Source organism: Nostoc sp., from assembly GCF_036917095.1.
Lineage (GTDB): Bacteria > Cyanobacteriota > Cyanobacteriia > Cyanobacteriales > Nostocaceae > Nostoc.
This window is the reverse complement of record NZ_JBALFH010000015.1, coordinates 342,147-356,092: the sequence shown is the minus strand read 5'-3', so window position 1 is coordinate 356,092 and position 13,946 is coordinate 342,147. Positions and strand designations below refer to the sequence as shown.

Genomic DNA, 13,946 nt, shown 5'->3' with positions numbered 1-13,946 from the left:
AACTACTGTGACAAATAGACAGTCAGGGATTAACGCTTATAACCTGATATTTCAGTCATATTTAGTAGTGAGTTTCTCTAGAGAGTGTAGTCTCTTCAGGTTTGGTATAACTAATCTTTGTAAGTCTTTGGCTTTGTCCTGTTTATTATTACATCTTTTACTTTGTACAAAGCTTATAGAGCTTTCAAACTTGTGGCTAATAGTCAGAGCATATCTGGAGTAATTTAACTGTTAGATAAGCTATTTTCGGAAGTAACTGCTCCCAGAAGTTTCAACATAGAAATCGTTGCGCCAGTTATACCTGTAACCTCTTGAATATTTGTTCCCTCATATAATTTCTTGGGCTTCAAAATCTTTAAGCACTCACTCGCGCTCACATTCCAAAGTCGAATTGTATCGTCAATGCTGCTACTAGCCAAAGTTTGATTATCTGGGCTAAAAGCTACTGACCAGACGTAGGCCGAATGTCCACGCAAGGTTTTTTTGCACTCACCAGTACTGACATCCCACAACTTTATTGTGTGATCGGGACTGCTACTGGCTAGGGTCTGACCATCTTCACTAAAGGCGACTGTTTTAACGATAGAATTATTCTCACCAACCTGAAAAATATTGAAACAAGTACTATTTTTGACACTCCACAACCGGATTGTTCCGTCATAACCACTGCTTGCCAGCAGTTCACCATCTGGACTAAAAGCAATTGACCAAACCCAATTTTTATGTCCTTTTAGGGTTTCTTTGCACTCACCAGTATTGACATCCCACAACATTATTGTGTGATCCCATCCACCACTCGCCACTGTCCTCCCATCTGGACTGAAGGCGACTGATGCAACCGCAGCATCATGTCCCAGGAAGGTTTGTAAGGCTTGACCCGTATTCACATCCCATAGCCTCACCGTTCGATCGTCACTGCCGCTTACCAACATTTGCCCACTTTGACTGAAGGCGACTGACGTAACCGCAGCCCGATGTCCCAGGAAAGTTTGCAAGGCTTGACCGGTATTCACATCCCATAGCCTCATCGTTCGATCGTCACTGCCGCTTATCAACATTTGCCCATCTTGACTGAAGGCAACCGATCGAACCGCACCACCATGTCTCAGGAAAGCTTGCAAAACTTGACCCGTATTGAGATCCCATAGTCTCACTGCGCGGTCTTGACTGCCACTTGCCAGCGTTCTTTTATCTGAACTAAAGGCAACTGACCAGGAATTGCTAGTATACCCAATGAAAGTTTTAAGACATTGACCAGTGCTAACGTTCCATACTTTTATGGTTTGGTCATCACTGCTACTGGCAAGAAGATCGCTTTGCAAATTAAAGGCAACAGAAAGCACCCAACCAGAATGTCCTTCAAGAGTTCTAAGACATTCACCAGTGCTAATGTTCCATAGCCTCACCGTCTGGTCGAGACTGCCACTAGCGATGAAATTGCCTTGAGGACTAATTGCAGCTGACCAAACCGGAGCACGATGCCCATGTAGACTTTTGATACATTCACCAGTGTTTAAGTCCCACAATTTCACTGTGCGATCGTCACTACTACTTACTAGTATCTGACCGTCAGGACTGAAAGTGATTGACCTTACGCCATCATCATGTCCATGAAAAATTCTTTTGCATTCATCACTGCTAATATCCCACAACCTGACTGTGTTGTCATCACTACCGCTCGCTAAGGTCTGTCCGTCTGGACTAAAGGCTACCGATATTACCCAATTTGTATGTCCCGAAAAAGTTCTCAGGCATTCACCAGTGCTAACATCCCATAGCCTTATTGTGCGATCGTTACTGGCACTGACTAACGTGTTACCATCCGGACTAAAGGCTACTGACCAAATCTCATTGCTATGTTTTTGAAACGTTTTCAGACATCGCCCCCTGCTAATATCCCACAGGCGCACGGTATAGTCACTGCTTCCACTAGCAAGGATACTACCATCCGGACTAAAGGCTAGTGACGGAATCCAGTTAGTGTGTCCCTTACAAGTTAGAAGGTGCTTCCAATCCGAAACTTGGTAAAAGTGGATTTCACCACCAGTATCACCCATTGCCAAAAATTTTCCATCAGGGCTAAAGGCTACTGACGAAACACCACCAAAGGTTTCAGCAAAAATAGACCTATCAAAATTGGCGTTTTGAAAATTGACATTGTGCAATTTCACATTCCGCAGGTCTGCTTGCCAAACACTCAGAAAAGAAAAATCATAACTGCTGAGGTCAGTTCCTAGATAACAAAGCAGATTGAGAACATTCCCAGCTGTATAACTGTGTTCTAGCGGTGATGTTTCTCGTGACTTTGCTATAATTTTAGTCAGCTGATTTTCTAGGTTTCTTTTGCTTCTTAAGACAGTGACCAAGCCATCTATAAGTGGCTTCAGAATTACGCGAATTTGAGTTTCCCTCACGTAGTCTTTCGCCGTCGCCTTCATCAAAGCATGACACCTGAACAAATCAATATTCTGAGTTTCAATCTCTTGACAAACTATCTCTATCAATCGCTGAGTCACGTACTCCATGACTACAGGTTGCAGTGTGAAGAGTGCTGTGCTTTTCTCAACTAGCGATCGCCTTACCAGAGACTCTAGGGCCTCCAGTAAGTTTTGTGGTGGTATTGGCGATACAATATCTTCTCGTATTTCTGATAGGGAAACAGGCTCGCGATTGATTGCTAGCCAGTAAATTATATCCTTCTCTAAATTTGCCAAGCGCGAAAACTGCTGGTCTAGCAGATCGCGAATGCTGCCAAAAACAGCCGTGTAATGTTGCAGAAATTCACCAACATTACCATCAAAAACATCTTGGATCGTTGTCGCTACTATCTTCAAAGCTAGGGCATTGCCTGCATAACGCTCGACTACTGCTGGTAATTCTGACTCTGAGCCAGAAAAACCCTTGGCTTCAAAGATTTTTTGCCCTGCTACTATCTCTAAACCACTGAGTTGTAATGAGCGAACAGCCAGTGTTTCTCCTCCGAGTGACGCTATGTCTTTGGGTTTTTCACGAGAAGTCAGCACCAAGGTACTTTGATGCATAACTTGTCCCAATCGTTCGATCAGTAAGCCATAATCTTCATAGCCTTCTCGATAGCATCCAGCATAAGCCCCTGTTTGCAGAATAGTCTCAACATTATCTAATACCAGCAAACAGCGCTGTTGTTGCAAATATTCAATTAGTTGTGATATTCTTCCATCTACACTTTTTGGTAAGTCAGTTTCTAAAACCTGCTCGTGAGAGAAAAATAGAATTAAATTTGCCAGTAGGTCAAAAAGCGAGGGAGCATTGTAGAGCGATCGCCAAATAACGTACTCAAACCATCCTTGAACCTTTTGTGCTAGCTTGGCAGCCAGAGAGGTTTTACCAATTCCTCCCATTCCCAACAGCGCCACTACTCGACAGCGTTCTTGGATCAGCCATTGTTCCAAGAGAGACAGTTCATCTCTGCGTCCATAGAAAACAGATACATCCACCATCTCTCCCCAATCAACACGTTTGGGGGCTTTCGAGGCTTCTCGATCGTTTTCTCGGCTTGTATAATAGCTTTTATCCAATTCTAAATTAAACATCATAAACAAACGAACAAGCGTCCGTTTGTCAACCCCGGTTTCACGAGTGAGTACCTTTCTGAAGGTGACAGGAGTGATCCCAGCTTGTTCGCTTAATTCTTCTAAGGTAGACTTGGAGCCATTGTTTTCCCTAAATTCCCACTCAAGTTTGGCATTCTGAAGCTTTTGCCAGCCTTCACGAGTCAGTATAAGTCCACGATTGCGTTTGGGTTTCTCCTGTTTCATAATTTCTTAGGAAGAATTGCATTTGGAGTAATAGGTTGCTATCAGTGGCGTGTAGAAAAGGGAATTATTAGTAAATTAGAGTTGTTGTAAAAAAGCTAAACAATCGGTAAAAACTAGTATCAGCAACGATTTTAGAAGTTTGATTTCAGATAGCTAAAACCGAAAGAGTACAACAGCTTAAGAGGTTCTTTGAAAAGTCTAATTTATTACAGCCCTGGCGACTGGAAGTCGCGGCTACACAGACGAAACCCACCTGCGTGGGTTTGAAAACCTTAATTTTGTATTAGTCCACGGAGGTGGACTTAGCCTGTGTAGTAGCGAATTATATTCGCCGAAAACTTTTCAAACATCCTCTAAGCTAACCTTGATATTATTAAACGGTAAACTATGTTATTCGCAAGCTAAAAGTTGATTTGCAAAATCATACCCAATAGCTATAATTATATTGGTTAAATATCTCCTGAATTTAATTACCAGGTATTTATTCTAATAAGAGCAAATTAAAAGTTACTGTTTATCATTTTATTTTTATCTGGATTACTCTTAGTTTCCTATGTGATAGTAATTGAAAAGTCATTAAAAGTCAATTACAAGGGCTAGGAAAAAATGCTGCTAACTTAACAATTCAATTTTCGCTAGAAGATAAAATAATTTTAGAGGGATACTGTGAGAAAATGCAGCGAACAAAGAGCGATGTAATTCAAGAGATGGTAGGCTCACTTAAAAAATATTTCGACAGTAGCGAAATTTGTTGGTAACTTTGGGAACCCATACTTAGAGGATGTTTTAAAAGTAGGGGGCTATTGTAAGAAAGCTCACAAGGGAATGGCACTAAGTTAAGGTGAAAGGTAAGCGGCGTAGGGATGCTCCAGGGGCACGGGAGCAGGGGGGCAGAGGGGAATTTCTAAATATCTGAACGCAATGCCTAAAATTTCTTCTTTCTCCCCTGCTCCTTTGCTCAAGAGCACAAGAGCTGCCTCAACGATTTTCCCTTTTCTTAGTGCGATTCGCTCAGAAGGTTTAAGCTGAAATTGTAAGCATCAGCACCTCGTGAGCAAATGACTAAAGCATATCCTAGCAACCTGACTTGGGAACAGTAGGAATTAATTGCACAAGAGTTTCCATCACCAAAACCAGGAGGCCGTCCTCAGAGCATAGCTATATACACCGTTGTCAACGCGATTCTATATGTGTTGTGTGAGGGATGTACATGGAGAGGCTTACCAGGGGATTTTCCCGCTTGGCAAACTGTTTATGGAAATTTGCTGGACATGGAGTCAAGACGATACCTGGTTAAGGATTCACGATAAACTTGTGCCTTTGGGTAAGAGTATCCGCACTCCGTGAACCTAGTAGTCTGGCAACTCAACAATGCTTGGTGAGACATCCGGATATAACCGTCCCATTTTTTTGCGTGCATCCGTAATTTTAAAGCGCCAATTTACACTTGCTTTACTAGAATTGCGATCGCTTTCATAATGATGATGATGGTGCTACTCACCAGCAATAATCCAAAGCTCAATCGCTACACTGGATTGTTTTCTGGATGCCTGGTGATGCTCTACGTTACCTTTGAAGCTCCTCTCTCAGGCTTTGGCATGAATCCGGCCCGGAGTTTTGCCTCTGCTTTTTCGGCTCAGATTTGGACGGCATTCTGGCTGTATATCATCGTGCCGCCGATTGGGATGTTGTCAGCAGGGGGGATGTATTCGTATCTATTTGGCCATTCTGCCGTCAAATGCGCCAAGCTACACCATCACAACCATAAACGCTGTATTTTTCGTTGTAACTACAACCGAAACGAATAGGAAGGTTAAAAATTCTAGTCCAAAGTTAGGGAGTTCTTAGGAAATTAAACCAAGAATATCCTTACGTTTACGATGCGTAAGTCCTAACAATTTGCGATTCGACACAAAGAGAAAACGATGAGGCATTAAATTTCTTTGAAGTAAGCTATTTGGCTTTCTCTATTCTCACTACAATATCATTGTCCTACTCACAAATGGTCAAGCGTTTAATTATACCACAAAACACTTTTGCAAGAGTTCTAAAGAAGAGAGCGCAAGCAAGTTGTAACTCAAACTCATCTTTGATTTTTAAGTACTAAGACGTTTTATAAAATATAAATAATTTTTACTACTGGTAAAATGATTTAGCGATGGCGATGCCTGCGACGGTCATCGCACCTTGTTTACCGAATCTGACAAAACCGCACAGATCCCACTCCAACTTTCTCCTCTGCTCCCCGTTCTCTGCACAAGTGCTTTCTTGGGGGTAGGGAATGATAAAGACTCGTTCTTTTTCATGTGGCAAGCCGAGGCAGTATGCGAATATAGTCGATCGTTCGCATATGTACCGGATTTGGGAAAGGTCTTTGAGGATTGCCTTAATGAAGAGAAAATATTTTAGGACTATCACTTGTACAAAATTAATAGGTAGTTATAATCCAATAATTACAGCACACAAATAACTTGGTGTGCTTTCAGCAAAAGAGCGTGACAAGATTAAATAAAACCGAATTATTCTCACACTTGGGAATCGGTTTGCCTAAAACAAGTAGAAATGACGACTTGAATGCTTTCGGCGGACGCACGCTACCTCTTAAGTGGCATCTTGTGTTACTTGTGACAGGGGTTTTACTCCCAATTGTCCTTTTTGCTGTTGCTGTTGTACACAGACTCTCGCTCAAGGAGCGTGCGGCATCAGAGCACCGCTTAATTCTGGCGGCACGCAATCTCACCGAAGATGTAGAGCGCGAGGTTTCCAGCACAACCAGGACACTCCAAGCACTGGCAGCCTCCGATCGGCTCGACGAAAGTGAATTAAAAAACTTTTATAACGAAGCACAGCGCACAGTGCAGACACAGCCGACTTGGTTATGCGCGATCCTCCTAATGCCGGACGGGCAGCAGGTGGCGAACACCTCTGTTCCCTTTGGCATTTCGCTACCCCTAGCAAACGAGCTTAAGAGCCTGCGACGTGTTGTCGAAACACGTCAGCCGACAGTGGGTTCCCTGGCCTTTGGAAATCGAGGGCGAAAATGGGCCTTTCCCATCCGCGTTCCAGTAATTCGCTCAGGCAAGTTACGGTATGTGCTAACCGCTGTTATCACCCCGAAGGCACTCGCCAGTGTTGTTAAGACTCAGACACCTATTGATGGGGAGTGGACGCGCACTGTCATTGACGATCGCGGTATTGTTGTAGCTCGGACTCGCAATCCTGAGCGCTTTGTGGGGCAACGAGGTACGCCATCTTTTCTGAAGCGAATCGCGTCAGCAACCGAGGGAGTCTACCGCGAGACTACCTTGGAGGGAGCGCCAGTGTACGTTGGCTTCAGGCGAGCCAATTTCTCTCACTGGACGACCGCCGTCGTCGTTCCCATTGAAGTTATTGAAAGTCCAGCTCGCCGCGCAATGTGGCTCGTTGTTGGATCTGGTTTGGCGTTGCTTGTGGTAAGTGGCGTGGGCGCTCTCGTCCTCTCGCGGTGGATTTCTCAGGGCATAGCCTCGGCTGCTTGTGCCGCAGAAGCACTCGCCAAAGGTGAATATCCGCGCATCAGTCCCTCACCTATTAAGGAAATAGTCTTGTTAGGCCAAGCCTTAGAATTTTCGGCTGACCTTCTTCAAGAGCGAGAGCGCGAGCGGGACGAACACTTAAAGCAGTCCGAAGCAGCGCGGGCTGAGGCTGAGGCCGCTAGCCGCCTCAAAGACGAGTTCTTAATTACCGTCTCGCACGAACTTAGAACCCCTCTCAACGCCATTTTCGGCTGGGCCCAGTTGCTGCGTGCTGGGAAGCTCGATCGAGAAAAGACACAGCGAGCAATCGATACCATCGAGCGGAACGCTAAAGCCCAGGCACAACTGGTGAATGACCTCCTCGATACATCGCGGATTATCATTGGGAAACTCCGTCTCGAACCACAACCGCTAAACTTAGCCATCGTAATTGTCAATGCGCTCGATTCGGTGCGCCACGCCGCTGAAGTTAAAGGCATCGATTTACAGCTACAACTTACTAATGTGGAACTTGTCTTAGGAGACCAAAATCGGCTTCAGCAGGTATTATGGAACCTGCTCTCGAACGCGGTTAAATTCACGCCTCAGGGTGGGCGGGTTGAAGTAAAGCTTCAGATGGCTAACTCACTTGTCGAGGTTATAGTGCGCGATACTGGTGTGGGTATCAAGGCAGAATTCCTGCCACACGCCTTTGAGCGCTTCCGCCAGGCCGACGGCTCAACTACAAGGAAGTTTGGCGGCTTGGGGTTAGGTCTGGCGATCGCCCGTCACTTAGTCGAGCTTCACGGTGGGACAGTGCACGCTGATAGTGACGGTGAGGGCAAGGGGGCAACTTTTACTGTTAAACTTCCTGTGATTGCCCGCCGGGAGAGCATTAGCGTTCCACCAATGACATCTGCCGATGATATGTTTTCACCATACAAAAGCCTGCACGGGCTTCAGGATGTGCGGGTACTTGTGGTTGATGACGAACCTGAGGCTCGATATCTTGTTTCAACAGTACTCATGCAGCACGGAGCAGAAGTGCGCGCCTGTGCTTGTGCAGCAGAAGCGCTAAAAGAGGTGTTAGCCTGGAAACCTACCGTAATCCTTTGCGACATCGGTATGCCAGAAGAGGACGGCTATGATTTTATCCGAAAAGTCAGGGAGTGGGAGATGAAAGTAGGTGGTCAAATCCCCGCCGTAGCGGTAACAGCCTTTGGAGGCGAAGAAGATAGGCTCAAGGCGATTTCTTCAGGTTATCAAACACACTTCCCCAAACCGATTGAAGCAACACAGTTGGCTGCTCTAGTCGCCAGCCTCGTGGAGAAAACTAAGGGATAATTGACATACTCCCCCGAATGCGCTCCGCTAAATTCGGGGGATTCTAGCTTCAAACAGCAATTGCAGCCTGAGACTGTCTAACATCACCTAAGCTAACAGTCGATGCCCCGACTGCTTGAATGTTCTTGGCGGCGTTTTCATCGCGTCCATTCACTGATTGACAAGTTGGACAACGCCACTCTCTAACTGACAAATCTAAACTATCTAGAATATGTCCACAGTTTGAACAAGTTTTACTGCTGGGATACCATCTATCAATAAATACAACAAGTTTATTTTTATTTTTGTTTACAGCCAGATTTGTTACCCAGACTGCCATCAAAGGCAGTCTTTTCATCGTGGCAATGTCGGTATAGTAATTGAAGGTTTTTATACTCACTCTTTCCTCCTTTTGACTTAGGAATGATATGGTCAATTTCCATCACCGATTCTTCTGTGAAATATAGTCCGCAGTGGGCGCATTTACCTTTCTGTCTCTTTAAAAGTGTTGCCACTTTCTTTGGAACTTCGGGATTTTTGCCCATTCTTGTACTCCAGTAAATCAAATCTCCGTCATAGGGGCTGACTTCGCCTTTAACTTTCACATGGCGTATAATTTCTACGTCACTATGTGTCTGTAACCGCATGGGATTCACACCCTCATGGTCATTCAGTTGTCAAGGTTCTGTTCCAACCGATACGAAGGGTTGGTTCCTTGCGGCTCGTCCTTAAGTTTTTCTACTTATTTAGAGCCAACGGGTCGCACTTCAGCTATTCGCTTATATCCCCCGCATGAATGACGGGGGCTTTACGCTTCACGGCTCGTAATAAGTAATGAGTAACAATACCTTAGCCAAAATAAGAGTATGAATTCGGAGGGATGATGTAATAGAGTTATTGTCTTCGCATAAATTTCCAAGCTGGGGTGCGATGGCAACGAGAACACCGCAGGCATCGCAAAGTTTGAAGAGATAGGGCTGCCGTAGTAGAGTTATTGTTTCTCACAACGACAACTCAAAACCCACAAACAGCCCATGCTCGACATTTTATCAATCGTAATATACCTGACAAATATTTATGCCAAAGTGGTATTGAGGATGAAGTTCAAACTGATATTTATCAAGCCACTCTTCTTCATAAAGAATTTGCCCAGGCTGTCAATGTAGTGATTTTGGTCAAAACCGACCTTAAAACTCATGCTTGCAGCCATGTAATTCTGTTTTCTAGCGACTTGGAATTATCATTCGACAAAATAATAGATTACTACAAACTCCGCTTTCAAATCGAGTTTAACTTCCGTGATGCCAAGCAACTTTGGGGATTGGAAGACTTTATGAACTTGAGTCAAACTGCGGTGACTAATGCTGCTAATTTGGCATTCTTCATGGTCAATTTATCTCACCATCTTCTCGCTGATTTCCGTCAACTCAATCCCGGCTCCGGCATTATTGACCTTAAAGCCTATTATCGCGGCTTTCGATATGTCCATGAAATGTTAAAAATGCTTCCAGAAATCCCTGAGCCTATTTTATTAACCCAGATTTTTGCCAAGCTTACTGCTTTAGGACGCATTCATAACGTTTCTACAGGCGTTGAACCCTCGTAAATTGGCAGAGGTATTGATTGCTAAAATTCATTATGCCAAAGAAATTTTACAAGCACGTTTAGAGAATCCACCCTTATTATCAGAGTTGGCACAAGAGGTAGGTGTGAGTGAGAGTACGCTGCAAAAAGGGTTTCAAATGCAGTTCGGTACAACAGTGTTTGGTTATTTGACGAATCAGCGTATGGAACAAGCCCATCAGCTGTTACACAGTAGTGATTTCACAGTTGCCGAAGTTGCTAACATTGTCGGTTACTCACATTTAGGACATTTCGCTGCTGCCTTCAAACGCAAGTTTGGCATCACACGCAGAGAATGTTTTTTCGGCAAAACTCTTGTTTCGGGACTATAACTATTGTTTTGGGATAGACTCAACTAGTTCAACTCCTCTACACTCTCGTTTATTGCAATTAAGAAATATAAGCAATAAGTAGTATTGTTTAATGGTGTAGGGAGTGGTATGAAAAGTTGGTGTTCTACTTCTGGTAACAAATATTTTACGCTATACTCCCCAAGGGAGTGGCGATCGCCAACCCTCGACATTTATCTTTGGTTAGTAGTGAGTGTAGTCGGGATCATCGGTGGCATACTTCCTCAACCTGAACAGGCATTGGCATCAGAAAAGGAGCAGGATAAAGTTGTCACCAGAATTAAAACACTCAGCGAAACCGAGTTTCCAGCGACTAGTGTCAAAGATTTACTTTCGCAATCACCAACTTCTGGCACTCAATCAACTGTAGTAATTACGGGAGTCAAGGCAAATCCCACCGATAGCGGTGTCGAGGTAATTTTAGAGACAACCCAGAGTGATAAACTACAAGCCGCCAACCGCAGTACGGGGAATAGTTTTATTATGGATGTCACTGGTGGGCAGTTGCGTTTACCCAATGGCGATGCTTTCACGTTTAAGTCGGAAAAACCCCTGGCGGGAATTACGGAAATCACAGCTACGAATATTGATGCGAATACCGTGCGGGTAACGGTAATTGGCGAGAAAGCTTTACCTGCGGTTGAGTTATTTGATGATAACGTCGGGTTGATTTTTACAGTTGCATCTACAGCCACAACAGCACAGGAACCAGAACAACCAACCCAAGAAAAGCCAGCAACACAGACACCCGAAGAACAACCCGCAGCCCAACAGGATGACCCAATTGAATTGGTAGTCACGGCAGAACAGGATGGTTATCGTGTACCAGATACCTCAGTGGGAACGAAAACAGATACCCCATTGCGTGATATTCCCCAGTCAATTCAGGTAGTGCCGCGACAGGTACTGCAAGACCGTCAAGCAAGAAGCATTACAGACGCATTGGAAAACGTTAGCGGTGTCACCTCAATTTCTAGCTCAGGTTCAAGTAGAGACTATTTTACGATTCGAGGCTTTGAGGTATATTCTAACTCTCTCGTCAACGGACTTCCCGATCCACAAATTACTTCAGATGGCGGCTTTGTCAACGTGGAACGCTTAGAAGTGTTAAAGGGGCCTGCGTCTGTTTTGTATGGCGATATTTTACTTGACCAATTGAACACTTTATGCGCTGAACAATTCCCAGATGATGAAGTGGAAATTCAACCAGTGGGATGCTTATGGGCGTGTAGTCATGGCTGTGTTGTATCCGTCGCTAGTCCAGACAAACCCACTTATCTGTTCGTCCATCTCACCCCCGGAGAAAATGCTGCCGCGTTACTAGATTTTATGCAACTGTATATCAAAAGCCCTAAAGGAAATGTAGTGTGGAAAAAGATTCCTGAAATATTACAGTCTGCTATTTTCGCCCAAATACCCTCTGTATTAATTAATGAAACTCCAGGTAATTCTGATTAATTATCTTCTCGAAATTAGGCATTTACCATCAATCAATTAGAACGGTTTCTTGATTCTGGGGCTGCGGAAATTCTGCAATTTATCACCACTATTTTAGCTGTGGGCGGTTCATTTGTTGTGATAGTTCCCAATGTAGCTTGGTTGGCAATCCTACCCACACCCTTCATTTTTTGGGGTTCATTAGTATTTCAAAAACGACTAGCACCCCGTTATGCAGATGTCCGCGACAAAGCCGGATTTATTAATAGTCGTTTAGCTAATAATATCTCAGGGATTGCTACAATCAAAAGCTTCACGGCTGAAACCTACGAGCGATGCCTGCGGCGGGCTACGCCTACGCGAGTTTTGATGCTAGTCATGAAGAAATTATCCATGCTGCTAAATTAGCCCAAGCAGATGAATTTATCCTGCAATTACCTCAAGGATACGATACTATCGTTGGCGAACGCGGTCAAAAACTTTCGGGCGGACAAAGACAAAGAATTGCGTAGGCGTAGCCCGCCGCAGGCATCGCTCGTGCTATTGTCAAAGATCCGCCAATTCTGATTTTGGATGAGGCTACCTCTGCGGTGGATAATGAAACGGAAGCGGCTATTCAAAAATCGCTGGCGATGATTACCCAGAATCGGACGACAATTGCGTAGGCAAAGCCCGCCGTAGGCATCGCTCATCGTCTTTCTACAATTCGCCACAGTAATTATATTTATGCGATCGATCGCGGTCAAATTGTGGAGCAGGGTAAGCACGAGGATTTACTCGCACTTAATGGTATCTATGCTCTTCTATGGCGCGTACAATCTGGGATTTAATAACGATGTGGGCATTCTTTGGGCAAGCAGCAAATGCCGCTAAATACTAAGTCTGCTTGAAGAGATAGGATCTATTAGAAGAGTAAAATTTTAGGAGTAAACCTCTGTCTTTACAAGCTATCACTGTTAAAAGAGATTCTCAACCCCCCGCAGGCTTAATTGTCACTTTGCATGGTTGGGGAGCTAATGCTGAGGATGTAGCATCTTTATTACCCTTGCTCAACTTACCTGATTACCAGTTTGTATTACCTAATGCACCTTTTCCTTATCCCTATTCCCCAATCGGGAAGGCATGGTATGACCTGCGAGTGGAGAATATGTATCAAGGGTTGGCAGAAAGTCGGCAACTGCTAACAGATTTCTTGGAATCTTTAGAAAATACCACTGGCATACCTTTGTCACGCACCATTTTAAGTGGATTTTCTCAAGGCGGGGCAATGACTTTAGATGTCGGCTCAAAATTGCCCTTAGCAGGTTTAGTTGTCATGAGCGGGTATTTACATCCTGATGCAGTAACGGCAGATCAAAAAGGGATTCCGCCAACTTTGATCAGCCACGGGAGATATGATGAAGTTGTGCCCCTACAAGCTGCTTTGAAGGCACGAGAAACCCTCAAGTCTCTAAAGGTGGCGGTAGAATACCACGAATTTGACATGGGGCATGAAATAAATCCACAAACGTTAGAGGTGCTACGAAATTTCGTTGTAAATACAATTGGTTAGTCAGGATTACGAATTTTTTATAAATTCTGGTACAAATTCTGACAATTTTCACGAAAATAATGACTTCTAATGAGTAATATATATTGGGTGGCTGCGTTCAGCGCAACTTAACCCATGCTGAAGGCGAGTGCTGCATAAGGGAGGGGCAAGCATTATGACAACTCTAAGCATTTCCAGGAAAGAAATTGCTGCCATAACTGTGGCAGAAGTAGAAGAACTGGCTACACGTCTGGAGCTAGATAATTATAGTAATGCTTTTGAGGGTTTAAATGATTGGCATTTATTGCGAGCGATCGCATTTCAGCGTCCAGAGTTAGTTGAACCCTATATCTACCTCTTAGACTTAGAACCCTACGATGAAGCGTAGTTG

At 44.2% G+C, this 13,946-nt stretch carries 11 protein-coding genes and 2 pseudogenes; 9 read left to right on the top strand and 4 right to left on the bottom strand.

Annotated features, from left to right (window positions below):
* Positions 1-224: 224 nt before the first annotated feature.
* Positions 225-3,797, bottom strand: coding sequence for an NB-ARC domain-containing protein (locus V7L01_RS05665; RefSeq protein WP_335032709.1), 3,573 nt, complete (start codon positions 3,795-3,797; stop codon positions 225-227).
* 1,106 nt (positions 3,798-4,903) lie between these two features.
* On the opposite strand from V7L01_RS05665, the gene V7L01_RS35350 reads away from it, so the two are divergent.
* On the top strand, positions 4,904-5,107 hold the full coding sequence (locus V7L01_RS35350) for a transposase (RefSeq protein ID WP_442936948.1): 204 nt from the start codon (positions 4,904-4,906) through the stop codon (positions 5,105-5,107).
* Between the two features lie 108 nt (positions 5,108-5,215).
* On the top strand, positions 5,216-5,605 hold the full coding sequence (locus tag V7L01_RS05655) for an aquaporin (RefSeq protein ID WP_335033172.1): 390 nt from the start codon (positions 5,216-5,218) through the stop codon (positions 5,603-5,605).
* 328 nt (positions 5,606-5,933) lie between these two features.
* On the opposite strand, the gene V7L01_RS05650 is transcribed toward V7L01_RS05655, so the two are convergent.
* Positions 5,934-6,215, bottom strand: a complete 282-nt coding sequence (locus V7L01_RS05650; RefSeq protein ID WP_335032707.1) for a hypothetical protein — start codon at positions 6,213-6,215, stop codon at positions 5,934-5,936.
* Positions 6,216-6,292: 77 nt separating this feature from the next.
* Here V7L01_RS05650 and V7L01_RS05645 point away from each other — a divergent pair, with 77 nt between their 5' ends.
* Complete coding sequence (locus tag V7L01_RS05645; RefSeq protein WP_335032705.1) at positions 6,293-8,635, top strand: hybrid sensor histidine kinase/response regulator; 2,343 nt, start codon at positions 6,293-6,295, stop codon at positions 8,633-8,635.
* A 49-nt stretch (positions 8,636-8,684) separates the two neighbouring features.
* On the opposite strand, the pseudogene V7L01_RS05640 reads toward V7L01_RS05645, so the two are convergent.
* Positions 8,685-8,927: pseudogene (locus V7L01_RS05640) on the bottom strand (zinc ribbon domain-containing protein); the annotation flags it as partial.
* Positions 8,914-9,057, bottom strand: coding sequence for an HNH endonuclease (locus V7L01_RS35345; RefSeq protein ID WP_442936947.1), 144 nt, complete (start codon positions 9,055-9,057; stop codon positions 8,914-8,916). The gene V7L01_RS35345 and the pseudogene V7L01_RS05640, both read right to left, overlap by 14 nt.
* A gap of 551 nt (positions 9,058-9,608) precedes the next feature.
* On the opposite strand from V7L01_RS35345, the gene V7L01_RS05630 reads away from it, so the two are divergent.
* The 6 genes and pseudogenes from V7L01_RS05630 to isiD all read left to right on the top strand — a co-directional run bounded on the left by V7L01_RS05630 (position 9,609) and on the right by isiD (position 13,943).
* Positions 9,609-10,220 carry a transposase gene (locus tag V7L01_RS05630; protein WP_335032703.1) on the top strand — a complete coding sequence of 204 codons (612 nt, stop codon included), beginning with the start codon at positions 9,609-9,611 and terminating at the stop codon, positions 10,218-10,220.
* Positions 10,207-10,569, top strand: coding sequence for a helix-turn-helix transcriptional regulator (locus V7L01_RS05625; protein ID WP_335032702.1), 363 nt, complete (start codon positions 10,207-10,209; stop codon positions 10,567-10,569). The genes V7L01_RS05630 and V7L01_RS05625 overlap by 14 nt, the downstream gene beginning before the upstream one ends.
* A 108-nt stretch (positions 10,570-10,677) precedes the next feature.
* Positions 10,678-12,045: a DUF1636 family protein gene (locus V7L01_RS05620; protein ID WP_335032700.1), complete on the top strand. Its 1,368-nt coding sequence runs from the start codon at positions 10,678-10,680 to the stop codon at positions 12,043-12,045.
* A 27-nt stretch (positions 12,046-12,072) separates the two neighbouring features.
* Positions 12,073-12,854: pseudogene (locus V7L01_RS05615) on the top strand (ATP-binding cassette domain-containing protein); the annotation flags it as partial.
* 119 nt (positions 12,855-12,973) lie between these two features.
* Positions 12,974-13,576, top strand: coding sequence for an alpha/beta hydrolase (locus V7L01_RS05610; RefSeq protein WP_335033168.1), 603 nt, complete (start codon positions 12,974-12,976; stop codon positions 13,574-13,576).
* A gap of 154 nt (positions 13,577-13,730) precedes the next feature.
* Positions 13,731-13,943, top strand: coding sequence for a protein IsiD (gene isiD, locus V7L01_RS05605; protein ID WP_335032698.1), 213 nt, complete (start codon positions 13,731-13,733; stop codon positions 13,941-13,943).
* Positions 13,944-13,946 lie beyond the last annotated feature (3 nt).